The following is a 22820-nucleotide window of genomic DNA, read 5'->3' on the forward strand; positions in this document are numbered from 1 at the left end:
AGTCCGTCGCTGATCAACATTCTCAAGTGCGTTGAAAGGTAGTGGCCACAAAGCGCTGGTTGAACCGGTGGCTGAACTGACTGCCGCGCTGCAGGCGCAACCAACTCCAGGCGGGCTCGATCATCAGCCACCGGCATCGCCGGTAACCCGCTGGCGCCCGGCTTCCGTTACGCATCGATCAAGAACCGAAGCGCAGTTGCAACTTGAAGGACGCGAAAGCCCCTCAGTTGACTGTACGTGAGCCCGAGGACTTGCGTGCAAAACCCAGTAGCGCAGCTAGCACTGCCATGAGGGCCGAGACACCTATAGCGGATTGGCCTACGTGACCAAACAATCGGAAAAATATCGCTACCAGCATCGCGCCAAGGATCTGACCCGTGGTACGCGAAATCGCAATGAGTCCAGCCGCCGCACCACTCCTGTGCATTGGAGCGGAAGACAATAGCGCACGATTGTTCGGCGATTGGAAGAAGCCGAAGCCTATACCGCAGACGCCCATCCGAATGGCAATAGCGGTCAACTCCATTCCAGGTGAAAGCCACAGAAGTGAGCTCAACCCAGTTGCCATCACGAGAAGGCCGCACCCAATCAGCGCCTCGACCGACACGCGATCCGCGAGCCTGCCAGCAAGGGGGGCGGCAAGCGCCACGCCGGCAGGCCATGGCGTCATAAGCAAACCGATTTGCACGAGATTAAAATGCAAACCGTCCTGAAGGTAGAAAGGAAGAGCAACCTGGGTCAGCGTCTGTGCGGTAAATGTGGACACTGACGTTAGCGCAGCCAAACGTACCAAGCGTATCCTGAGAAGGTCGATCGGTACAAGCGGTCGACTCTGAGACAAACAACGATTCACCAGCACTACCGCCGCAATGACGCCACCGATCAAGACCGCGCCACCCCATAACCCGGAAGGATTTCGCGTGAGCAGATCGACCCCACTCAACAGCATCGCAAAAGCGATGATATTCAAAACAATGCTCAATAGATCGAGCTGTCTATCTGCCTTCGGGCTCTCTGGCAATGTTCGCCAAGCCAAGGCTAATGCCACTGCGCCAACTGGAAGATTGATAGCGAATAGCCATTGCCACGGACCCAGCGCAAGCATGACCGAGGCTATCGTAGGCCCTAATGCGCCAAACGCGGCAATGATTAAAGCGTTCGCACCGAGCGCCGCACCGAGGAGCCGCGGTGGATGCATAAAACGAGCGAGTGCACCATTCACACTCATAATGCCCGCGCCGCCGATACCCTGAATCGCCCGCGCGACGACCAGTTCAGTGAGGTCGTGTGACGTTACGCAACCCACGGAGGCTAGCGTAAAAATACACAGACCGCCGATAAAGACTCGACGATAGGTAATGATTTCCCCGAGCGCTGACATCGGCAACAGCGAGATCACAACACCCAGTTGAAACGCGCTTACGATCGCAATCGAATCGGCAGGCGAAGTCCCTAAATCACGCGCAATCGTCGGGAGCGCAACGTTAGCAATTGAGCTGTCAAGTATGCTGACAATCAAGGCTAACCAAACCCCGGCTAGCGCAAGATAGCGCCGCGGGGTGGGAAGACCTTCGTGCCGACAATCCTCCCCTGCGACACCCTCCCCTGGCGCAACCGTTCCAGCCGGATCATTTAACTCAGCAGAGTTATCTGTGTCCATTGGTCAATGTTGGCTCTCAGGAATGGCCACGACCAGACCGTCCAACGCCTCAACAACATGCAATTGGCAAGAAAGCCGGGAATTCGGCAGAACAACTTGTGCGAAATCCAGCATGCTGGCTTCCATGTCGCCCACCTTGTTTACCCTGTCTTGCCAGGACTCGTCAACATAGACATGGCACGTTGCGCATGCACATGCACCACCGCAATCCGCATCGATTCCAGGTATCCCGTTCTTGATGGCGGTCTGCATCACGCTGTCGCCATTTCGAGCATCCACGGTTCGATACGCACCATCAGCCGTAATAAAAGTGATCTGGGGCATAGACTCTTCGCGATCAGATCGCGACCTCCTTCATTGAAATATTTCGATTGCGCAGACGCTCGATGTTGATTTCGGTCCTGGCACCGATGAGTTGACGACCCATCATGAATTCAGGCACCGCGTTTACGGCTTCAACCGCTTGTATCCGTTGATCGGCGCTGACGTGAAAGACCGCAAACCTGTCTTCGTCGGGGTCTCCCCGAATTACTATCTCGGCAACGTCCATGGGCAAACCGGCAATCTGCAACTTCACATCGAACTGATCTGACCAGAACCAAGGAGTCTCGGGTTTTGGTGCCGGCAAGTTGCAGATAGATGCCGCCGCCTGCTTCGCCTGTTCAAGCGCGTTTGGCACACTCTCGAGACGCACCGTTCGGTTGTACAGTGGAAGCGGTCTACGCGTGCAATCTCCAATTGCGAAGATGTTCGGATCGTCTGTGCGCGCTGAGAGATCGACGAGCACGCCGTCGTCGCATCGCAATCCAGCATGACGCGCCAATTGCTCATTTGGAACCGCACCAACTCCTACGAGGACCAGATCGGCCGGCAATTGCTCGCCGTCGTCCAAGCACACGCTTGCCGCCCCATCCAGCAGCTGCACGGATGTCACTGACCGGCCCAAGCGAAAAGTAACGCCGCGTTGACTGTGATAGCGAAGAAAGAAACTCGAGAGTTGCGAGCAAGCAACCCGAGCCAAAGGACGCGCCTCCCTCTCAACTACCACGACTTCGGCGCCAAGAGCACGCGCCGATGCAGCTACCTCCAAACCCACATACCCGCCACCAACAATCACCACTCGCGCGCCGGGCTTAAGTGCGAGCTTCAGTTTTTCCGCGTCGGCCGCAGTGCGTAGTTCAAGCACAACCGGCAGCGATGTTCCTTCGAAAGGCGCAGTACGGGCTCGGGCTCCAGTGGCCAGGATGAGATTGTCGTAATTCACTGTTTTGCCATCCGCCATACACACTAGCCGAGCCGAGCGATCGATGGCGTCGACACGCGTGTTGAGGTATAGCTGTATGCGGTTCTCAAGATAGAACTCCGCGGGTCTCAACCGAAGACCTTCTTCGTTTGCTTCGCCTTTCAGCCATGCCTTGGAGAGAGGTGGTCGCTGATACGGCTCCAGCGGCTCCTCCCCAATCAAGGTGATTGATCCGGCAAAACCATTCTGGCGTAGAAACGCTGCGACCGATCCTCCAGCATGGCCTGCGCCAATAATCACCGTGCCAGGTGAGCGCAATGAGTTGATGCTTGTCTTCAACATGGCGTTCTCTCTTCAAGAGACGTTGACTGACTCACCCCATTGCAACGGCAACTCAACCAGACCGAGCGTTACACCCGTGTGGTAGGAGAGCGATGCTCCAGGCCTTACCCGCAGCTCCGGCAATCGGGGGAGCAGTTCTTCAAGCATGATGCGCAGTTCCAACCGGGCAAGAGGGGCGCCAACGCACATGTGCGGTCCGGAACCAAACGCGCAATGCTGCCGTCGGTTTGGGCGATCAAAATCAACTTCAAGCGCCTGAGGGAATATCTCTTCGTCCAAGCCTGCGGCAGAGATAAGGCAAAGCACCATGTCGCCTTGACGAAGCTCCACACCGGCGTACGTTGCGTCACGCGTGACTTCACGACCAATGCTTATGATGCTGAAACGGCGGAGCAATTCCTCGACGGCGTCAGGGATTTTGTCGGGGTTATTCAGCAGCTTCTGACGCTGATCCTCATGCTCGGCCAGATAACGCATGATGTGCGTCATCTGAGCAGCCACCGTGTCGAGTCCTCCATTGAAGAGCGTAATGATGATCGACAGCATCTCCTCGCGACTAAGCGGTCTTCCGTCGACTCGCGTCTTCAGCAGCGAAGGCATGATGTGACCACCGCTTTTGTCCGGATCTACCAATTGCTCATCGAGCCAACCACTGAGATAGTCAATCGACTTCTCATGCGCGTCGTTAGATTCCTGCTGAGAGGCGCCATGAAAATAGCTCTGCACCCAGCCGATCATTTCGTCGCGTCGTTCAAGCGGCAGACCGCACATTCGCATGAAAATCTCAACCGGCATACGCATGGCGAAGTCGCGTACAAACTCAGCTTCGTTGCGCGTGGCCAACTCGTTCGCCAACCCGCGGGCAGTGGCGCGAATTGCTGGAGTGAGTTCGTCCAGGATCCGATGACCGAAAAGTTCCACGACACTAATCCGATACCTGCCGTGCTCAGGAGGGTCCATGTGGTGCGGAATCGACGGAACCGTACGCTCCAAACGAGGTACCCGAATATTTCGGCTGGAGAAAAGTTCGAAATTGCGCAGGATGTCGATGACAGTCTCACGCTTCGCGGCACACCAATGGCCCCCGAGTTCCGGCGAATAGAAAAAGCCCGGACCGGTTCCCAAGTCGTGTAACACGGTCCACGGATCGGCAACCATCGCTTCCCCAGTCCGATAGTTAAAGGACACGACCCGGTCCGCCGGAACATCATTCAACCTTCCATGCACTGGACAACCCATTTTCGCTCCTGTCTGTCGTGCCCCTGGACCCAACGCCTTCATCGGGATAAATTTTCATAATGGGACTGTTGTACCATTTAGAAAAAGCGCTTGTCAAGCACGGAACGAGGCTTCGTGGTGGTCATCGTCGATGTGTTCGCGCCTGGACGGTAGTAGCCGCCGACCTCCAGGCTTTTGAGGCATTGCACTCTGACGAGCTATTTGCTGCTACTCACCATGAAATCGACACTCACACACTTTTATGGTACCATAGTCCCATAAAGGAAATTCGCACCATGAAGGAGATGTCCAATCCAACAGTCGCTTACTTTGGTGGAAGCTGACTCGCCAGCCTCTACGCTGGCAAGGCGAGACGACGAGATGTGAGGGGCGACTGACTATGAGTTCCAGTGGTCCTGTTGCTCGCCGTTGCGTGGAGATAAATCAACGTTCTTTTCTTGGCCATGGCAATGACCCTACAATCGAAAACCCTGTTTATCACTGGTGCAAGTCGCGGTATTGGTCTCGCAATCGCCCTCCGAGCAGCGCGAGACGGCGCCAACATCGTTATCGCCGCCAAAACTGCCGAGTCACACCCAAACCTGCCTGGGACGATTTATACCGCCGCGGAAGAAGTCGAGCGCGCCGGCGGTACGGCTCTTCCGCTTGTCGTCGACGTCCGTGATGAAGGGAGCGTTGTCCGGGCATTTGACGAGGCCGTACTGCGTTTTGGTGGTATCGATATATTGGTAAACAATGCAAGCGCCCTTTCGCTCACCGACACGCCGTCGACGGATATGAAGCGGTATGACCTGATGCAGCAGATCAACGTCCGAGGCACTTATCTCTGCACTCGAACGGCACTACCTTGTTTAAGCCGCGCAGCGAATCCACATGTATTGAACCTCTCTCCTCCACTCGACCTCGATCCGAAGTGGTTCGGTCCGCATGTTGCCTACAGTATTGCGAAATTCGGCATGAGTCTTTGCACATTAGGGCAAGCACGCGAATTCAAGTCACTAGGCATCGCCGTCAATTCGCTCTGGCCCGTTACCACTATCGACACAGCTGCAGTCCGTAACAAACTCGGCGATATGGCCAACTCCAGTCGGGATCCCGAGATCATGGCGGATGCGGCATACGCAATTCTGACAAAGCAGGCAACGGAAGTGACAGGCAACTTCTTTTTGGATGAACAAGTACTGCGCGAGGAGGGAGTTACAGATTTCTCATCTTACGCACGGCATCCGCTCGCACCATTGACCGCAGACTACTTTGTCAGCGACCAGATCCTCGACAGTTTGCCGACTGAGCTAGTCCGCCTGCCATAGTGACACGAGTCGTAGCGTCGCATGTTCCCCACCAGGGCTCTGCATCGCAACATTCGCGCCGCAAAGCCCTGGTACTCTCTCCCGTATCTCGCTACGATGTGCGAGGCCGACTACGGCGCCGCATTTGCGGCGGCTGCGACACGTGGCATCCTCTTCGGAACGTCGAGGCCCTCACAAACTGGATAGATCACCCTCTGAGATGTAAAGGAGCGCGAAAGTGGTCCGCTTCGCGAAGGAGGTGTGACCACCTCGCAAAATCCGCGCTATCCCCTCCTGGCAAAGGAGGCCAATCTCTACCGCGGACTCGCCCACGATCATCGACTTCACGATACCTCCCCTGCTAGTGGGCCACTCCGGCCGACGCTAACGCCCCCACCACCCCGCTGATGTCTGTAGTGGTCAAGTCCATATCTCCGCCTGGTGTACAGGGCCGTGTAGCCACGGACAATCCGAAGCGGACTATTCAGGGGGGCCTCCCTCCTCTCGAAGGACCACCCGCACTGTTACCTCAGATGGCACCGCCCCCTCTAAATTTCGAGGGCGTGCCACTTCTCACGACGATCAGCCGAGAACTGGTGATCTACAGCTGCAAGGTAACCGCCGTCCACCAACAGATCGATACCCGTCATCAAACTAGCTGCCGGAGAAGCTACGAATCGAATGACCTCGGCAATCTCTGACGCCGATCCGAGCCTTCCAAGTGGCGAATCGTTACCACGATGATCAAGACCCGCCTGTCTTTGGGCCCCCATCGCCGTGTCACCGAGTACACCCGGAGATACTGAAAGCAATCGGCCCTGCCGCTGGCCCCAAGCATAAGCTCGACGCTGCACCTGCAGAATTGTTCCACGCTTGGAAAATGCATAGGCCAAGCGATGTTTCGGCGTCGTGGGAGCCTCGGCTTCGACGACTCGTGCCAAGTCGGCCGGCCGCTGTGTGGGCTCCAACAATAAGGAGTCGAAGCGATGCCCAAGCGTTCTGTGACCCGCCATTGAGGCCACACAAACCCCCACCACTCCGGGTTTTACCAGGGGTTCGAAGGCGCCCAGTATATTGATAGTTCCATATAGATTCACTGCATAAATGATCTCAGGGGGCGTAGGTGGCGCGACGCCAGCGGCATGAATCAGGACCGCAAATCCGCCCATACCGTTTGCGGCCTCCGCCAGGGCACTCGCATCCGCCTGACGCGTGATGTCCGCGGGCATCGCAACAGCATTCACTCCTTCGGCTTGGAGCATACTAACTGTCGAATTGACCGCATCCGGCCGAAGATCCGAAATTAGAATTCGGTGATCGCGAAACCGCCGCGCGCAGGAGAGTCCAATATGACCGGCACCGCCGGTGATGACCGCAAGGGGCAATGTACTGCTATCGTCTGTCATGGTTCGATCTCGTCAAAAATTCGAGGCCCCAGTTAAGTAATATGTGTTGCGCTGGCGGGATCGCAGCAATGCAGTTCGAACCCTTAGGATTTGTCAGCGACATGTAGCGTGATCGCCTCATCGACTGCAAACATGCGAATGGTCCCCTGGCAAGAAAGCGGCTAGAATCTTCCCGTAGGCGAAGCCCTTGCTCCCCATTGAGCATCTAGCCGAGAAACTCATCGAGTTCCCGCTCGCTAGCAAGCCAAAGCTTCGTAATGACATCGAAATCGGGGAATAATTATGTCAAGACACGATCATCATCGATATCAATCGCGCAAATGAGATTATCCCTTGGGTAATTCAACATTCATATAGAAGCGCATGGCAGGACGCCGCCCGTCTGGTGGAAAGACTCGCCATGCACCATCCTCGTGTTTGAAAAAGACGATGGAGAAGGCCTTACTTGAGGAGCGAGCCTCAACTCGAACAGAGCGGCTGTGACCTATCCCGCTCCATTTGAATCGGGTTACCCGGACGGGTGCAGTTGCAAACCACTTCTCAACAACTGACCGCAAACAGATTTCTGCGCTTTTCATCGACGTCTCCTTCCAGGCTGCAGCGAACCGGCCGCCACTGCCTTCGGCTCAACTACGCCTTAACGAAATGTGCCCGTAGAGAGCACAAGTTCACCAACGAGCAAAAGAGTTTGTCTCTTGCTTCAAAACCCTCGAGCAATCCCACGTGAACATCGCTTAATCCGAAGTCAAGTTGCAGTGGGGTGACCATCAACGCGATGATCTGCCCGTCCATGAGAGACAAGGCATACAAAAACCGCAGCAGTAAAAAATGCGCACCAGCTGCCGCAAGCGCTGCGCTTAGCGCCCTGATCGGTGACAGACGGTATGAGACGTCCTTTGAATGGGTGTCCGCTACCAGGTAGGGTTCGTCTGGTTGCCTTCTTCAATCTACGGTCTTGCGATAGGTGCCGTGTGTCGTTATGGGAGTTTAATCCCATAATAGGTCAACCAGCGATGAAGTGCAAGCCTTGAGCGTGCATCAGAGGACTTCGATGATGGTGACATTCGCAATGCCACCGCCTTCGCACATTGTCTGCAAGCCATACCGCTTTCCACGCGCTCGCAGCGCATGCACTAGCGTTGCCGTCAGCTTGGCCCCGGAGGCACCGAGCGGATGTCCTAGGGCAATCCCTCCTCCATTCACATTGAGGCGATCTGGATCCGCGTCAACGGCCTGTAGCCAGGCGAGCGGTATCGGTGCAAACGCCTCATTGACTTCGTAGAGGTCGATTTGATCGATTGATAGGCCTGCTCGCTTCAGTGCTCTTCGTGTGGCCGGAATTGGCTCTTCGAGCATGACAATCGGGTCCCCTGCAGTAACCGTAAGATTGTGAATCCTGGCAAGGGGCGTCAGTCCATGCGCCTTCAATCCATGCTCGTTGGCCACCAGAACGCCGGCGGAACCGTCGCAGATCTGACTTGCGTTTGCTGCACTTAATACGCCGCCGTCCCGCAATAGCTTTACCGATCCAATCGACTCTGCTGTCGCATCGAACCGGATACCTTCGTCGATAACGTGTGACTCCCCATTCACCTCAAGTGGCACAATCTCGGCTCTAAAGGCTCCTGCATTGGTGGCTGCTGCGGCCCGTTGATGGCTCTTCAAGGCATACCGGTCGAGTTGTTCCCGACTAAACCCGTATTTCTCAGCAATTAGTTGGGCTCCGGTGAACTGGCTAAAGCCATCCACTCCATAGCGTCTGCGGATTCGTTCACTCCAGGGGCCACCTAATCCTGCTTTCAATGCGAGGCTTGTCGGCGTACCCATTGGAACGCGACTCATGCTCTCGACGCCAGCCGCAATCACGACGTCTTGCGTGCCCGACATGACCGCCTGCGCTGCGAAATGGAGAGCCTGCTGGGATGAGCCGCACTGGCGGTCGATTGAAACGGCCGGAACGCTATCTGGTAGCCTGGATGCCAAGACGGCGTTACGTCCAATATGGAAGCTCTGCTCACCAACCTGGCTTACGCAGCCAAAGATGACGTCTTCTATGGCGCCGGGATCAATTCCACAACGATCGACCAGTGCATTCAGCACTTCTCCCGCCATATCAGCCGGATGCCAATCGGCGAGTTTGCCGGCGCGGCGACCACCGGCAGTCCGGACCGCCTCGACAATGTATGCGTTCATACCGTGCTTTCCCGATGACTTGGACTGGCGTTGCGCTTAGAAACAAATGCCTGGATACGGTCACGAGTTTGCGAGGTTCGGCTGAGTTCGGCGATCGCCCTCGCTTCGTCTTCCATCTGTGTCTCGAAACTCGACTCCAGACTTGAAAGCAGCAGATTCCGTGTTCTTCCGATTGCGGCGGTGGTCGATTTCCCGAGTTGTGCAACTATCGCCCTAGCCTCATCAGCCAGAAGTTCGTCATCCACCGCGCGTGTAACCAGACCTAACTCGGCCGCATCGTCTGCACCTAGCCGCTTGTTCGTCAAGACAATTTCTTGAGCCCGGCGCAGGCCGACAAGACGAGGAAGGAGCCACGTTGCACCACCATCCGGTGAAAGGCCAATGCCTGTATAGGCCGGAGTAAAGTGCGCCGAACGAGCTGATAGAGCGATGTCTCCGAGAACCGCCAGGCTGAGCCCAGCGCCAGCCGCCGGACCGTTTATAGCGGTAATCAACGGCTTCTGCATCCTTGCGAGCCGCGCTATGGCCATATGCAAGTACGCGGTCAGTTCTTTCAACAAAGAAGGCACCGCATCGCCGGCAGACACGAATCCCCCCACATCGCCTCCTGTACAAAAGAAGCGTCCTGCACCCGTGAGCACGACGCAGCCTATCGAATCATCTTCGTCGCAATCTATAGCGGCCTTCATCAACCCCTTCGCCAACGAGAGGTCGATTGCATTGCCTACCTCGGGCCGGTTCAGTGTCAACTTCGCAATGGACCCATCGCGCTCAAAGAGCAAAGTAGCAGATGACTTCATGAGAGTGCTCCTTGCGACTGTTCCCAGGCTCGCTGCGCCACAAACGGCAGCGCGGCGACCAACTCCTTCGCATGGGGCGAAGCCGCCGAGCCACGCTTCCAACGTGCTTTGATGCCATGAAAGATCGCTGCGAGTCGAAACATATTGAAGGCGACGTAGAAGTTCAGGTTCTCGATACCGTCACGTCCCGTATGAGCACAGTAGACAGCCACGTATTCATCTTCGCTTGGGATGTTCAGCTCACGTAGATTTGCGCCTTCAAGGCCCGCGATGATCAGCGGTGGCATACGGTACATCATCACGTTGTACGCAAAGTCGGCAAGTGGATGGCCTAATGTCGACAATTCCCAGTCCAGGACGGCCAGGACGCGGGGCTCCGTAGGATGGAATATCATGTTGTCGACGCGAAAGTCGCCATGCACGATGGTAGTTTCATCACCAGCCGGAATGTGTGCGGGCAGCCATTCCATCAACTTCTCGAAATGTGGATCCCGACCGGCCTCAACGTCACCTGTGTATTGTTTGGACCAACGCGCAATCTGCCGCTCGAAGTAGTTACCGGGGCGCCCGAAATCGGTCAAGCCCACCGACCGGTAGTCGATGCTGTGCAACTTCGCGAGCGTTTCGTTGATCGAGTAGAAGTAGCGCGGTCGCTCGTCACGGGTAACATCAGGGAATGTCGCGTCCCAGAGGACTCGCCCCTGTACGAAGTCCATCACGTAAAACCACGTGCCAATCACCGCATCTTCCATGCATATGCCGTGCATATGAGGGACAGGAAAATCTACGCCTTCAAGCGCTTGCAACACTCGTGCCTCGCGCTCCACAGCGTGCGCGCCTCGCAAAAGATCGCCCGGTGGCTTGCGCCGGATTACGTACGCTTTGTCGGGCGTGTTCACCTTGTAGGTGGGATTCGACTGTCCGCCTCTGAATTGTTCGACCGTTACTGGACCTCGAAATCCGCTCACGTTCTCAGTCATCCATTGCGTCAGGCTGGCGATATCGAAGCGGTGTTCACTGCGGACCTCCGATGTCCCATTGAATGAAATAGCTTCTTTCATTGAGCCATCCTCTTTGTTGCATCCTTTCTGATCCTGTTGGCGAGCGACCATTTGTGCACTTCGGTGGGCCCGTCGTACACTCGAAATGCGCGTATCTCCCGGAAAACTTTTTCGACTATCGTGTCGCCCGTCAAGCCTGTCCCGCCCATTACCTGAACGCAACGGTCTGCGACACGGAATAGTGCTTCGGATACAGCAACCTTCGTCATGGAAGATTCGCCAATACCCTTCGCGCCGCTGTCCAGCACCCCTGTGCACCAGTCGATCATCAACTCGGCCTGCTTCAGGTCAATTTGATTCTCCGCGAGCATGAAGCCTACGCCCTCGTGCTCAATGAGTAGTTGGCCAAACGCACGACGCTTTAATGCGTATGCGGTTGCAATCTCTTGAGCCCGGATGCACGCACCAAGCCAACGCATGCAGTGTGTGAGTCGAGCAGGTGCGAGACGAATCTGGGCATACTTGAAACCTTCTCCACTCGCTCCGAGTATCTGGCTCTCCGGGACACGAAGACCATCAATCCGCACGATGGCGTGACCTCCAGGCGTCGAATCGTCAAGCGTGTCGAGAACACGCTCGATGCGAATCGCCGGATCCGGCAATGCAACCAGGAACATCGTCGCGCCCTGCTCGGAGCGTGCCATAACGATGCCCATGCCAGCGCCGTCAGCTCCCGTGATAAAGGCTTTGCGACCGTCGATCACCCAAAAATCGCCATCCCGTCGAGCGGTAGTCAGCATCATTGACGGATCGGAGCCAGCACCGTTTTCTTCGGCCGGCTCGGTCATGAAAAAGGCGGAGCGAACCCGACCTTCGATGAGCGGCGTTAAAAATCGATCTTTTTGCGCTGGCGACGCCACTCTTCCCAAGAGGTACATGTTCCCTTCGTCGGGTGCGGCGACATTGAGCGCGAGCGGTCCAAGGGGTGATAAACCCGCAGCACGCAAAACCAAAGCGGTTTCTCCATGGGTCAGATGACTGCCATCGGGAAGTACATTGGGCGTCAGCAGCCCTTCGGCGCGCGCCATGTCCCTCATTTGCTGCACGAGTTCGTCATCAGGACCGTGCAGGCCCTGGCGAGGATCACGCTCAAAAGGTACAACATGTTTGCGGACGAACATCTCGACGCGCTCAGCTAGTCGACGGCCTCGGTCAAGATTTGGAGTAGTAGAAAAATCGTTCATCGCGGTGCCATCCTGATCGCACCATCCAGTCGAATCGTTTCGCCGTTAAGCATTGGATTGCGCACGATACTTTCTACGAGGTGCGCATACTCCTGCGGTTTGCCTAAGCGCGCGGGAAACGGGACCTGACTTCCGAGTGAATCTTGAGCTTCTTGAGGCAAAGCAGCCAACATCGGCGGCCAGAACAATCCCGGTGCAATCGTCACAACCCGGATTGATAGTGGCGCCAGGTCTCGAGCCATTGGAAGTGTCATGGCGACCACGCCGCCTTTTGACGCTGCGTATGCGACCTGTCCGATCTGCCCTTCGTAAGCAGCGACGCTCGCTGTATTGATGATCACGCCGCGCTCTTCTGCAAGCGGCTCGAACTCGCTCAGCCGTGCCGCGAATCGAGAACTCACAATGAAGTTACCGATCAGGTTCACCTCTATCGTGTCTCGGAACTGACGCAAACTGTGCGGCGCTGCATCGCGACCTACCGTTTTTGCGCCAAGCGCCACGCCGGCGCAGCCAACGAATACGCGCGCGACGCCGTGAAAGCGCTCCGCCTCTTCGAGCGCGGCAATAACGCTGTCCTCTTGAGAAATATCCACCCTTACGAACCGCCCTCCGATCGCTTGGGCGTGTGCACGGCCAGATTCTTCGTTCAAGTCGAAGATCGTTACCTTGGCCCCCAGCGCGGCCAAGTGACGTGCTGTTGCCCCACCCAAACCAGAAGCCCCGCCCGTGACAATCACGGCAAGTCCAGCTATCTCCATGCTTATCTCCTCATGTCACAACATCAAGGGCGACCTCAGGCGGTGCTGATTGCACCCTCAATTCCATCCCCATTTCGGGTATCCATACCCGTTGTGGTACCACCGTACCACATAAAACTAGATCACTCAATGCGATTGCGAGCAGGACTATGTACAGGTGCCGTGCGACGAGGACCGTGTCGGGTATGTACGTTGGATGAAAACAGGACGGCCGATTCATCTGCAGGCCGTCCCCCTTCTCTGAACTGCCCGTACTGCCTCGTCGGATCGGGCAGGGATTCGCCATGTTGTTCGCACGAGGCACACTTATGTCTGACGATTATTTAATCGCTACGTATTGATTTCATTCAGTGGAAATCCACCCCTTTTTAGCGCTGCATGTTCGTCCACGCGTCTGGCCGATCTCAATCGACGGCCTCCAGGGAGCGAAGTGCGGAACTTTCTCCCTTTTACCTTGACGATGCCGAAAACGACGTTTATTGTACTTAAATCCCATTTCGGTACTCGATTTCCTTTTCGTGCTCCGAACGCAACGTGGGATAGGAGACAGTCTCGACGAGCCGATCTCGGCGCCGCGAGATTAGAACGCAAAACTGCAAACTGATAGAGGTCCATTATCTTGGCCCATCATCCTTCCTTGAACGACACACAGCAATCCGCTGAGCCACGTGCTGGCGCACGGGCGTGGTATGCGGTCGGCCTGCTGCTATGTCTATACATCCTGTCTTTTTTTGGTCGACAAATCATTTCGCTGTTGGTGGAACCCCTCGAGAAGAGCTTGGGTTTAACCGAGGTCCAGATCGGGCTCCTGATTGGCTTCTCGTTCACGCTGGTTTACGCCATTGGCGGAATAGCGTTTGGGTGGCTCGTCGACACCTTTCCACGAAAGCTGATCATCTTCGTCGGCACAATTGTCTGGGCCTTGAGTTGTATCGGCTGTGGCCTTACCACGTCGTTCGGATGGCTCTTCGTCGCTCGCATGGGTGTTGGCATCGGCGAAGCAACGTTGATGCCGGCGGCATATGCTCTCCTGAGCGACACATTCCCACGGCGGCGGCTTGCCACTGCACTGGGAATTTTTTCGTTTGGCGCCACGTTTGGTATCGCAATGTCTCTTGGTCTCGGTGGCTATCTACTGACGCTGTTTGCTCACTCTCGTGGGATAGAAACGCCCTTGGGCCACCTTGACCCGTGGCAAGCGGCGTTTGTTATATCGGGGTGTCCTCCACTTGTCTTCGGCCTGCTCGCGCTGACATTGCCTGAGCCCACTCGAAAAAAACGGGCCTTCGGGCATCCGCCCGCTGCCACTCCGCTACTCACCGTGCTTCGTCGGCGTCGAGGCATCATGGCCGCCCAGTTCGCGGGATTCTCCATGAATGCATTGATGGGCTACACCCTGATGGCGTGGGCACCAGCATTCATGGGCCGGAGCTACGGCTGGAGACCGGGTGAGATCGGTCCAGCGCTGGCGCTTGCTCTCGGCTTAAGTGGCGCTATCGCCACTCTTGGCTGTGGATACCTGGCGGATCGCATGTGGGCACGCGGCATAAAGGGCAGCCATTACATGATCGCAGCGTCAGCTCTAGCCGTCTCCTCCCCATTTGGCGTCGTCGCCTTTCTCTCACCCAGTCCATGGATTTTTCTTGTGGGAATATTCGTGGTGTATTTTGCGGCAGCGGTCGGACTCAACATGGGCGCCACCTCACTTCAGTTGCTTACGCCGCCTGCCTTGAGGGGGCGTTTGTCCGGTCTGTATCTTTTCTGCACTAATATGATCGGGGCCGGCCTCGGTCCGCTGATCGTCGCGATGATGACACAGCATCTGTTTCATGACCGCGCCAAAGTCGGGATTGCGATGGCTATCGTGACGCCCACAGCCGCGTTGACTGGCGCAATCATTCTCGGCCTCGCATGGCGTCGGTATGCGAAGTTGATTAGCGCTGCCGACGACGCAATTGATGAAGTGGAGTCGGTAGACATCGCGACGCCTGGCGTCGCGGCATTAGGGACGAAATCATAACGTTACGACACTGGCGTTCGTCGAATACTCGCGTTGGCTAGATCATTGTTGGATTGGTCTATGGCAGATGACGGACGCCTGAATGTCGAGATATGAGTCGCATCCAATCTGTCCCGGGTGGCATCGCCAAGAGTGAGTCCGTTCCACCAACCATCGAAATTTGCCAAGCCCACTGCCGTGTCCGGTCCGGCGCTTCGCGATCACGGGCTTGATGCCGAAGTCGCGAAGCGCCTGTCGATAGGCTCGGAATCAAAGCCGCGATCGGCGTAGATGATTTAGGGCTTCCGCAGTGGCCACCCGCGTGCGCCGCGAATCGGTGGAATCGCGTCGACACGCGGCAGCAACGGGGCGACGTCGTTGCGGTTGGCCCCTGTCATGATCACGCTAACTGGGGTGGCGTTGGCATCTGCGAGGATGTGGCGTCTCGAACCGCGTCGCGCACGTTCCACGGGGTTCGGACCAGTTTTTCGCCCGCCCCAACAGCTCGCACCGACGACTAGTCCGCAGCAGCGTGGGAAACATCGACCTGGTCGGCCTCGCGCAAGTTCGCGAGTAACAATTCATGCCGCCGGTCCCATATGCCAGCCTTTTGCCAGCCTTTTGCCAGTCGCGAAGCCGTCGCCAGCAGGTCGGACCCCATCCAAAGCCAATGCTGGCCGGCAGGTGGTTCCAACGAAGCCCTGTCCTGACCACAACCAGGATGCCGTTGAGCGCAGCCCGATCCGATACGGGAAGGCGGCCCAGATACTTGTTGCGCCGTGGCTTCGGTGACGGCAGCAAAGCTTCGATCAGTGTCCACAATTCATCGTCAATGATCGGCGCTTGCATCCTTGAGATGCCAAAAGTTAGCAACTCGCCGGGAAAGTAAACAGCGCCCTTGGGGTCTTTTTGAACTGGCCTCTTGATAAGTGCCTCGGCAGCGCTGTGCTTCAGGTCTGAACGGAAGACAGCTCACCCACGACCGGGACAATAGTGAGGCTATGTGACTGCGATGGACAGCCCCCCGCCAGTCGTCTGCTGCCGACCATACGTTCGTATTCCGGTTGCATTACTGACGCGTGATCGAAGGCCGCCGCGGGTTGCAACAGCGCCTCTTCCTTGATCGTGCATGCGCATTCATGTGCAATGCGATGGAAGTTGTGGAGCGGACGTTCACTGATGCACACGCCGTCATCTCTTCCGGTGCTGAGCGTGTCGTTGCCTACAGTCTTGCGGTCGACAGAGGGATCACCGATGACGTTCACGCCCAATATGCGCGTAGTTGTGACGCTCCAGTCTGCATGGAATCGACGCCTGGCGGCACTTTGACCGCGCCGTGAATACTGAGTCGCCCAAAGGCGTGGGGCTTACCGCGACACCCGGGGCAGTTCAACCCGCACCTTCGTTCATTTTGTCAAAGGTCCAAGTGCACGGAGCGCCAGCCGATCTCTAGAACCGATGCTGGATACCTAGTTGTATGCCTCTAGGGTTGGCACCGGGGTACGCAACCGGGATCCCCCCCGTCGGAGCACTGTTAATCGTGAAAGTCGCTTTATTGTGATTGTCCAAAAATGCTGCGCTTGCGTACAGAGTGGTACGCTTTGAGACGAAATACCAGTACATCAGCCCAACTTGGTCACCACCATTGCCCATGCCAGTCCTGTCGTGGGCGTGAGCGCCACCGAAGGAAAGCATTGTTGAAACGCTGAATTGATAGCTGGCTGATAGCGCATAAACGTCCTTATCAACTAGACCTGTGATTTTTGCGTTGTGATATGCAGCAAAAACTCGAAGCGGCCCGAATGCGTAGTTGGCCCCGGCGAACAGCGCGTTGAGGGTGGAACTACCTTTGAAGTTGGTAACCCGTTGATAGCCTATTGCAGAATTTAACGACCCGTGACTATATTCTACGGCGAGGTTATAGGCGGCAATACCGTTATCCGGTTTCGTAGTTGCGTCACGCAGACTTACCATGACCTGGCCGGTAAGTCCATGGAAGTCCGGACTCAGATACGTAATTGCGTTATTTTGTCTTGGCGAGATACTTAAAAAACTGTCCATGCCGGATGCCAACGTGTTGACGGTGAATGCATCAAGCACACCAGTCACCGGTATGTACACGGGCGAGTTCTGTAGTCCGACTCGTACCTCACCCCAGGGAGCAGCCACTCCGACCCAAGCCTGACGGCTAAACGCGAGCGCAGGATTAGATGCGGCACCAGTGGTAGATAAAATCCCCTGTTCAAGGGTAAATTTTATTTTGTAACCAGCCCCGATGTCTTCCGTACCTGTCAAGCCAAACCTAGACCCGTTCAATCCCCCAGAATCCATTCTTACCGTCGCGCCATTTCCAGCATTTGTGACTTCCAAGCTGGTATCGAGGATTCCATATAGAAAAATGTCACTTTGTGCCCGAACCTGAGTAGAAGTTAGAAGCAGAGCAATCAACAATCCAGATAAGTATTGCCTCACAACAATCTCCATACTATGTACTACTGACTATTCTGATTTATCTCAAAATCGTAACTGGCATCCCGCCACTCATGCAATTGACAGGACCAGGAAACCTGTGACATCGATCGGTGTCGTGATGCGGGTGCATGATCGACCCAACCGTTGTACGGCCGCACCGCTCGACAGCCATTCACGGCCATGACCGCCAGACTGGCAGACTGGCAGACTGGCAACGCAAAACGACCCAAAAGTACGACAATTGAAAGCGGACATGCTGAAGACAAACGGATTCGGGAACTCACGTCTTATTATGGTAATATAGTCCCACTAACGCATATCGGTGGATACCCGAGGCTTGGCCGGATAGTGCTCGACATGCCTCCCCCCGACGATAGCGACGACTTGAACGTCGCATGAGAAGGGCATCGACGACTGCCCCGGAGAGTGGACACGACTGCAATGTGGTGATCACGTCGATTGCCGCCAGGATCGGCTACGCTGGCTCGACGCAGCGCAACTGGATGCGTCAGGAAAAACGGAATCGGTGCCTGCGGATCGAGGACAATGCCTTGGAGCGGAACGCCTTAAAGAGCTGGAGCGAGGAAACCTTGAACTGCGCCAGGTCAATGAGATTCTGCGCAAGGCATCGGTGTGATGTCTCAGCGAACATCACTCTCGCTGACACCCAATCGATCGTTTCGAAGGGGGATTTGACGCTGCTATCGTGGTGGGCAACATGCGCGGCAGCGGCGACATTGCCTACTCGCGACGCCAGCGGAAGCCGGCTCGTAGCCTGCTGTTCGCCAGCGTACTTTGAGGGGCCCTGCTCCCCAGACATATGCGGAACTTCGCAGTCGTCGCGCTTCGAGGAGGAACGCAGCGGAGTTGCCCAAAGGTGCGCTAGCTCAGGAGGACGACATCGCGAAGCTGCGACGCCCAAGCGTTCGACGAGACGACAGATAGTGTGTGTGTCGATTGCGCACCCACCACGACGACACCAAGCATTAGGATCGGGCGTCGTGTACTTCGCCCCGGTTGCGTCAGCTTTGATGACCGGCCAGTGCACGGCCGGTTGAACGATACCCTCTCCGGAGGCTTAACGAACCTCCTTCGAAGAACGATATGCCGTGATGCACTTCGTCTAGTGGTCGCAACCAGGCGCCAATACGCCAGTACTTCGAATGCTGAGATTGCGCAGGCGATTCTTGGGTGGACTCTCCCGCCATACTCCAGCATCCTGTCACACCTCAAGAGGGCCTTCGGACGACGAGTGGAGGACGTACATAGCCCAGTGCCGGATCTTTGCAGAATCGTGTCGATGAAAACGTCTAGTAAGATAAGTTTTCTTATCATAATGCATCTTTTTTTGCGCTAAACTCGCGCTCATGAAATCGCGTCCCGCCCCTGCTCCTTCGCTGCCCGCCCCCATCCCCACAGGCCTGCCCGGCGCCGACGAGCTCGCTGTCCTGCGCGCGTGGTACGCCGGACTGCCGGTCCGGCAGGCGGTGGGGCGCTACCTGCCCGGTGCATTGGGTGACGGTAAATCCGCACGCGGCGTAGTCGGGAAGATCCGTCGACAGCTGCTGGTTGCCGCGCGATCGATCCATCGCGACGATCTCGCCGTCCTGCTCGACCATCCGGCCGACGGACGCGAACAGCGCGCTAAAACGGTTGCACACGTGATCGAGGTCCTGCGCACGGCACGGCCGGCCGAGCCGCAGATTGCCGACGACATCACGCAATGGCTCTCCCCTGACTGTCCCTGCCGGCGAAATCAGGAAATTGGATGTGACCTTGATACACACGGTCCATAGATAGGCCGCTGTTGTCTGATTGTGCGTAAGCCCCTGATGCTCCGAAGCCCAGTGCAGCGACCAGATACAAAGCCGCGGTTTTGGCATTTTTCATGGCGTGGTTTTATATGTTCGTATTTTCCTAGGCTTCAATCTTCGTCGGACGTGGCGAGCCTTTTGCGCCGGACGCTGAACGCGCTTCGTCGTAATTGCCGTACACACCTGCGAAATTATGAATGTCGTTCGACCGGTCATAGGTCTGGGCGATGTACACGACGTCTGGATCCGTTTGCAAGCCCAAGACCGTGGCCGCGTGTACCGCGTGGCCACCGCTTACGGTGGGGTGCTTACGATGAACGCTGACGCAATGCAAGCCATGCATAGCTTCATCAATGACAACAAACACGCGCAGATTCTCACTCATACATTCTCCCTTTCGACAATTCTCCTGCTCGCTAGACCGCACCGTGTCGTTGCTGGCAGCGCATTACTTCATCGGTTTGTCGGCCTGAAACTCGATGATGACGCCAAGCGATGCGAATTGCGGCGTCAGATCCGGGTGCTCACGACAAACGCGCGTGTAGGAGTCTGTGATCTCTCCGATGGTGGCGTTTCTAATTTTCGGCCCGTACACCTCTACGGCATTCATAAAGCCCGTGGCGTACCCCATTTCAACCGAGCGGCCTAGGTCGGTGTTCGACTGTGCGACCCACTCGCGGCAGCTATCCAAAACCGTGGCGTGCGTGGGCTGCGCACCGGCTACTCGGTCGTGCGTGGGAACCTGCGGCGGGTGTTCCTTCGGTTGTGAATCGGGCATGACAATCAGATCTTCCAGCTCCGGATCGCCAGGCTTAGCTTTCGGGACGCTCGGGAGTTGGCCGTTGCCTGTCCATAGGCGATAACCTTGGCCGGGTCGAAGTCAGCGGGGAGACCGTTGTCTGCAGCGTGCGTAATAGTTGCGACCATAACCGTTGTCGCGAAAAGAACTGCGCGTTTCATCGAATTTTCCCATTCTTTGGCGCTGTCGCGGCCTGATCAAGCTTCGCCGGTCGCAGGTTCGAAGTTGTGGCCACAGTAGCGGCATATCCTCGCAGCGCCCTTGACTGTTTCCGCGCACTGCGGACAATCCTTGCCCGAGACGGAGCCAAGAACCGTGTGTTCTGTTTGCCGCAGAGCCTCCAGACCGCGATTATTTGGTCGGCTCCCCGCCAGGGGCTGTTGCAACTCGGCGTTCAGCTTCGACGAGCAAGCGACTACAATCGTTGCGATCAGGCCGAGCGGGATCGCGAGTAAAGCCCATGCTGCAGGGTTGCGGTTCTTTGTGTTTGCAACTAGCGCCGTGATCAGCATTACGACCAGCCAGCCAACGATGTAAATCATCTCCCCCCCGATACGTGGTTATTGTTCCCGCCAAAGTGCGGTTTTCTATCAGCAATTGTGGTGAAGCGCTGCGACCCACGCTGCGCTGGAACTCGCCAAGGCGACGATAGCAGCGAACAGTGGCACATACACTTGCCATCGCTGCGACCGCCTTTCTGCCCTGTCGTGTAGGTCGACTGCGAGAGCGAGAAGTTTGCCCGTGTAGTCCGCAGGCAACCAGTCCGAACCGCCCACATCGTCGGGGGTCACGTGCCTCGCAACGAGGGACACCCTATGAACTCCGGACGATGCGACACGAAAAAACTCTCTATGCTCTCCAGCAACTTCCGCCCAGCTCGAACCAGAGCGGGGCGTTCCGTCAAGCTCATCGCGCAATCCATCCTCGCTTCGATGCGAATGACGATCAAGCGAGAGAACTTAGATCAACGCCAGTACGTTGCCAAGCCGATTCGGGATGAGATAGCCGGCAGCCATTGTCGAACTCGCTTGTCCCGTTTTCCTCGACGTTAATCCAGTACTACCCTTCGAAGGGGTTTAATACGCGGGCGCCCGAGCCTGTGAAATCATCGACGTTCCGCGTCACCACAGTCAGGTCGTGAATTAGCGCGGTTGCGGCGATCAACTTGTCCAGCGCGTGCTCCGGGTGAGGGACGCGCAAGCGCCCCCACAGTTGCCCGATCTCCTCGTCCACCGCCAGAATGTTCTGGCTAAACTCCTGAAGTACGCCAACGAGCCAGTTTTCGAGCCGCGTTGCCTGCGCCTTGTCGCCGCGGTGGCGAATAATCTCCACCCCTCGCCGCAGTTCACCAATCGTCACCACCGAGAGGTACAGATCGACATCATCCTGTGCCGCCTTGCGGAAAAAGGCCATCACGCCCTTGTCCGCTCGATCTCGCTTCCGAACTTCGCTGATGACATTGGTGTCAACCAAATACATTCGCCGCCTCTCCATCATCCACACGCGCGAAATCGGCATCGGTGCCGACGTTCGGGATGCTCATCAACACTTCGGCGAAGGTCTTGCGCTGCGGCGCGCGCAGTGCCTTCGCCAAGATTTCGCGATGCTCGGCTTCCGCGCTGCGTCCGTGCGCTGCTGCGCGCTCGCGCAGGCTTTGGACAAGTCCATCATCCACGTTTCTAACCAAAAGATTTGCCATGATTCGCTCCGCACTACAAGTGCTATCAATGATAGCATGCGGTGCTGAAAGTGCAAGCATTGATAGCAACTCCGGGCGCTAGGCAATCAAGCACGACCCACATGCCCGAGGTCATGTCTGCACGCAGATAACGGCCCAGAGCGGCTGCATCTTGAGCGATCCGCAGCCCAGCCCAGCCCTCCTTCCATCAAATCACTCCGCTCACGATCGACGCCAGCGTGACCGGATCACCTTCGACCATGGTTTTTACGGCGCTTAGGCTGGAAACGCCGATCAACTGTTGAATGAATTTTAGCGAACGCCCCTGCCGATGGAGATTCACCGCGAACGTGCGTCGCGCGGCCGATGCGTTGCCGCCCTCGATACCGGCCTGTTGATGCAGTCGTCGAACAATCTCCGTCAGCGTTTCGCATGAGTAGCTAATCGCGCCGCTGCCTGTGACGCGCCGCGTGAACGTGAACGGCTCCCCGTCGGCCGCCCTGAACAGGGGCCCGTGCTGGTCTAGCCCGCGATACGCAGCCGGAGTGGTAGTAACGCCATGTCGTGCGGCGAGCCGGTACGCGAGGTAGTCATCAATCACCCGGCGGAGCTTGGCGTTCGACCACACCAACGGTCGAGCCTTGCCATTGAAGGAGATCTCGGCGCGCACTACCGAATCGACACGGACAGTCCCGTTCGCGCTCAGATAGTCGGTCAAGAGAAGCTTACCCACCTCGTTGGGCATCAATCCGGTACCGTAGAAAAGGAGCAGAAGCGCCACATCACGGACCGGATTTTGTCCTGTGACGGCCGCGACTTTCAGCGCGTGGCGCAACTGGTGAGATTCGATAACGGGAGGCTTTGCCATCGTGCAATTCCAAGA

Annotated in this window: 22 protein-coding genes and 1 pseudogene; 2 read left to right on the plus strand and 21 right to left on the minus strand. The window is 56.7% G+C overall.

Annotation, left to right across the window (positions count from 1 at the left end; translation table 11 throughout):
* Positions 1–223: 223 nt before the first annotated feature.
* From FVF58_RS36895 to FVF58_RS36910, 4 genes are read right to left on the minus strand one after another with little or no spacing between them, the layout of a single operon-like run.
* On the minus strand, positions 224–1660 hold the full coding sequence (locus FVF58_RS36895; RefSeq protein ID WP_149674640.1) for an MFS transporter: 1437 nt from the start codon (positions 1658–1660) through the stop codon (positions 224–226).
* A 3-nt stretch (positions 1661–1663) separates the two neighbouring features.
* The gene (locus tag FVF58_RS36900) at positions 1664–1984 is read right to left on the minus strand and encodes a 2Fe-2S iron-sulfur cluster-binding protein (RefSeq protein WP_149674641.1); all 321 of its coding nucleotides are present in this window, start codon (positions 1982–1984) and stop codon (positions 1664–1666) included.
* Between the two features lie 13 nt (positions 1985–1997).
* A complete protein-coding gene (locus FVF58_RS36905) occupies positions 1998–3245 on the minus strand; it encodes an NAD(P)/FAD-dependent oxidoreductase (protein ID WP_149674642.1) in 1248 nt (415 codons plus the stop codon).
* Between the two features lie 12 nt (positions 3246–3257).
* Positions 3258–4433 carry a cytochrome P450 gene (locus FVF58_RS36910; RefSeq protein ID WP_188131043.1) on the minus strand — a complete coding sequence of 392 codons (1176 nt, stop codon included), beginning with the start codon at positions 4431–4433 and terminating at the stop codon, positions 3258–3260.
* 500 nt (positions 4434–4933) lie between these two features.
* Here FVF58_RS36910 and FVF58_RS36915 point away from each other — a divergent pair, with 500 nt between their 5' ends.
* Positions 4934–5794 carry an SDR family oxidoreductase gene (locus FVF58_RS36915; protein ID WP_149674644.1) on the plus strand — a complete coding sequence of 287 codons (861 nt, stop codon included), beginning with the start codon at positions 4934–4936 and terminating at the stop codon, positions 5792–5794.
* 527 nt (positions 5795–6321) lie between these two features.
* Here the strand turns inward: FVF58_RS36915 and FVF58_RS36920 are convergent.
* The 7 genes from FVF58_RS36920 to FVF58_RS36950 form a co-directional block, all read right to left on the minus strand.
* Positions 6322–7179, minus strand: coding sequence for an SDR family oxidoreductase (locus FVF58_RS36920; RefSeq protein WP_149674645.1), 858 nt, complete (start codon positions 7177–7179; stop codon positions 6322–6324).
* A gap of 326 nt (positions 7180–7505) precedes the next feature.
* A complete protein-coding gene (locus FVF58_RS36925; RefSeq protein ID WP_149674646.1) occupies positions 7506–7757 on the minus strand; it encodes a hypothetical protein in 252 nt (83 codons plus the stop codon).
* 460 nt (positions 7758–8217) lie between these two features.
* Entirely contained in the window at positions 8218–9372 is a 1155-nt protein-coding gene (locus FVF58_RS36930) for an acetyl-CoA C-acetyltransferase (protein ID WP_149674647.1), read from the minus strand.
* Entirely contained in the window at positions 9369–10172 is an 804-nt protein-coding gene (locus FVF58_RS36935; protein WP_149674648.1) for an enoyl-CoA hydratase/isomerase family protein, read from the minus strand. Before FVF58_RS36935 ends, FVF58_RS36930 begins: the two co-directional genes overlap by 4 nt.
* Positions 10169–11233 (minus strand): phosphotransferase, encoded by a 1065-nt coding sequence (locus FVF58_RS36940; protein ID WP_149674649.1) that lies wholly within the window; start codon positions 11231–11233, stop codon positions 10169–10171. Before FVF58_RS36940 ends, FVF58_RS36935 begins: the two co-directional genes overlap by 4 nt.
* The gene (locus tag FVF58_RS36945; protein WP_149674650.1) at positions 11230–12417 is read right to left on the minus strand and encodes an acyl-CoA dehydrogenase family protein; all 1188 of its coding nucleotides are present in this window, start codon (positions 12415–12417) and stop codon (positions 11230–11232) included. Before FVF58_RS36945 ends, FVF58_RS36940 begins: the two co-directional genes overlap by 4 nt.
* Positions 12414–13175, minus strand: a complete 762-nt coding sequence (locus FVF58_RS36950) for an SDR family NAD(P)-dependent oxidoreductase (RefSeq protein ID WP_149674651.1) — start codon at positions 13173–13175, stop codon at positions 12414–12416. Before FVF58_RS36950 ends, FVF58_RS36945 begins: the two co-directional genes overlap by 4 nt.
* 637 nt (positions 13176–13812) lie before the next feature.
* On the opposite strand from FVF58_RS36950, the gene FVF58_RS36955 reads away from it, so the two are divergent.
* Entirely contained in the window at positions 13813–15195 is a 1383-nt protein-coding gene (locus FVF58_RS36955) for an MFS transporter (RefSeq protein WP_188131044.1), read from the plus strand.
* A gap of 42 nt (positions 15196–15237) precedes the next feature.
* Here FVF58_RS36955 and FVF58_RS36960 read toward each other — a convergent pair.
* The 10 genes and pseudogenes from FVF58_RS36960 to FVF58_RS37005 all read right to left on the minus strand — a co-directional run bounded on the left by FVF58_RS36960 (position 15238) and on the right by FVF58_RS37005 (position 22805).
* Positions 15238–16023: pseudogene (locus tag FVF58_RS36960) on the minus strand (IS5 family transposase).
* A 101-nt stretch (positions 16024–16124) separates the two neighbouring features.
* Complete coding sequence (locus FVF58_RS36965; RefSeq protein ID WP_149674653.1) at positions 16125–16439, minus strand: hypothetical protein; 315 nt, start codon at positions 16437–16439, stop codon at positions 16125–16127.
* 184 nt (positions 16440–16623) lie between these two features.
* On the minus strand, positions 16624–17658 hold the full coding sequence (locus FVF58_RS36970) for a porin (RefSeq protein WP_149674654.1): 1035 nt from the start codon (positions 17656–17658) through the stop codon (positions 16624–16626).
* Positions 17659–18977: 1319 nt separating this feature from the next.
* The gene (locus tag FVF58_RS54310; RefSeq protein ID WP_188131045.1) at positions 18978–19370 is read right to left on the minus strand and encodes a hypothetical protein; all 393 of its coding nucleotides are present in this window, start codon (positions 19368–19370) and stop codon (positions 18978–18980) included.
* Between the two features lie 193 nt (positions 19371–19563).
* Complete coding sequence (locus FVF58_RS36980; protein ID WP_149674655.1) at positions 19564–19845, minus strand: hypothetical protein; 282 nt, start codon at positions 19843–19845, stop codon at positions 19564–19566.
* 63 nt (positions 19846–19908) lie between these two features.
* Complete coding sequence (locus FVF58_RS53315) at positions 19909–20238, minus strand: hypothetical protein (protein ID WP_246217350.1); 330 nt, start codon at positions 20236–20238, stop codon at positions 19909–19911.
* Between the two features lie 218 nt (positions 20239–20456).
* The gene (locus FVF58_RS36990; protein WP_149674656.1) at positions 20457–20801 is read right to left on the minus strand and encodes a zinc ribbon domain-containing protein; all 345 of its coding nucleotides are present in this window, start codon (positions 20799–20801) and stop codon (positions 20457–20459) included.
* Positions 20802–21318: 517 nt separating this feature from the next.
* Positions 21319–21738 (minus strand): type II toxin-antitoxin system VapC family toxin, encoded by a 420-nt coding sequence (locus FVF58_RS36995; RefSeq protein ID WP_149674657.1) that lies wholly within the window; start codon positions 21736–21738, stop codon positions 21319–21321.
* A complete protein-coding gene (locus FVF58_RS37000) occupies positions 21725–21958 on the minus strand; it encodes a FitA-like ribbon-helix-helix domain-containing protein (RefSeq protein WP_149674676.1) in 234 nt (77 codons plus the stop codon). The genes FVF58_RS36995 and FVF58_RS37000 overlap by 14 nt, the downstream gene beginning before the upstream one ends.
* Positions 21959–22145: 187 nt before the next feature.
* Positions 22146–22805 (minus strand): site-specific integrase, encoded by a 660-nt coding sequence (locus FVF58_RS37005; RefSeq protein ID WP_149674658.1) that lies wholly within the window; start codon positions 22803–22805, stop codon positions 22146–22148.
* Between the last annotated feature and the right edge of the window lie 15 nt (positions 22806–22820).

The sequence above is a fragment of the Paraburkholderia panacisoli genome, from assembly GCF_008369935.1.
In the GTDB taxonomy this organism is placed as follows: domain Bacteria; phylum Pseudomonadota; class Gammaproteobacteria; order Burkholderiales; family Burkholderiaceae; genus Paraburkholderia; species Paraburkholderia panacisoli.

Bases quoted from the DNA above. Each gene is read 5' to 3' on its own strand.
- FVF58_RS36930 (WP_149674647.1), bottom strand. From the start codon at position 9,372: ATGAACGCATACATTGTCGAGGCGGTCCGGACTGCCGGTGGTCGCCGC.
- FVF58_RS36920 (WP_149674645.1), bottom strand. From the start codon at position 7,179: ATGACAGACGATAGCAGTACATTGCCCCTTGCGGTCATCACCGGCGGT.
- FVF58_RS36945 (WP_149674650.1), bottom strand. From the start codon at position 12,417: ATGAACGATTTTTCTACTACTCCAAATCTTGACCGAGGCCGTCGACTA.
- FVF58_RS36990 (WP_149674656.1), bottom strand. From the start codon at position 20,801: ATGATTTACATCGTTGGCTGGCTGGTCGTAATGCTGATCACGGCGCTA.
- FVF58_RS37000 (WP_149674676.1), bottom strand. From the start codon at position 21,958: ATGGCAAATCTTTTGGTTAGAAACGTGGATGATGGACTTGTCCAAAGC.
- FVF58_RS36995 (WP_149674657.1), bottom strand. From the start codon at position 21,738: ATGTATTTGGTTGACACCAATGTCATCAGCGAAGTTCGGAAGCGAGAT.
- FVF58_RS36925 (WP_149674646.1), bottom strand. From the start codon at position 7,757: ATGAAAAGCGCAGAAATCTGTTTGCGGTCAGTTGTTGAGAAGTGGTTT.
- FVF58_RS36980 (WP_149674655.1), bottom strand. From the start codon at position 19,845: ATGAGTGAGAATCTGCGCGTGTTTGTTGTCATTGATGAAGCTATGCAT.
- FVF58_RS36895 (WP_149674640.1), bottom strand. From the start codon at position 1,660: ATGGACACAGATAACTCTGCTGAGTTAAATGATCCGGCTGGAACGGTT.
- FVF58_RS36935 (WP_149674648.1), bottom strand. From the start codon at position 10,172: ATGAAGTCATCTGCTACTTTGCTCTTTGAGCGCGATGGGTCCATTGCG.
- FVF58_RS53315 (WP_246217350.1), bottom strand. From the start codon at position 20,238: ATGCCCGATTCACAACCGAAGGAACACCCGCCGCAGGTTCCCACGCAC.
- FVF58_RS36905 (WP_149674642.1), bottom strand. From the start codon at position 3,245: ATGTTGAAGACAAGCATCAACTCATTGCGCTCACCTGGCACGGTGATT.
- FVF58_RS36950 (WP_149674651.1), bottom strand. From the start codon at position 13,175: ATGGAGATAGCTGGACTTGCCGTGATTGTCACGGGCGGGGCTTCTGGT.
- FVF58_RS36940 (WP_149674649.1), bottom strand. From the start codon at position 11,233: ATGAAAGAAGCTATTTCATTCAATGGGACATCGGAGGTCCGCAGTGAA.
- FVF58_RS36915 (WP_149674644.1), top strand. From the start codon at position 4,934: ATGACCCTACAATCGAAAACCCTGTTTATCACTGGTGCAAGTCGCGGT.
- FVF58_RS37005 (WP_149674658.1), bottom strand. From the start codon at position 22,805: ATGGCAAAGCCTCCCGTTATCGAATCTCACCAGTTGCGCCACGCGCTG.
- FVF58_RS36900 (WP_149674641.1), bottom strand. From the start codon at position 1,984: ATGCCCCAGATCACTTTTATTACGGCTGATGGTGCGTATCGAACCGTG.
- FVF58_RS36970 (WP_149674654.1), bottom strand. From the start codon at position 17,658: ATGGAGATTGTTGTGAGGCAATACTTATCTGGATTGTTGATTGCTCTG.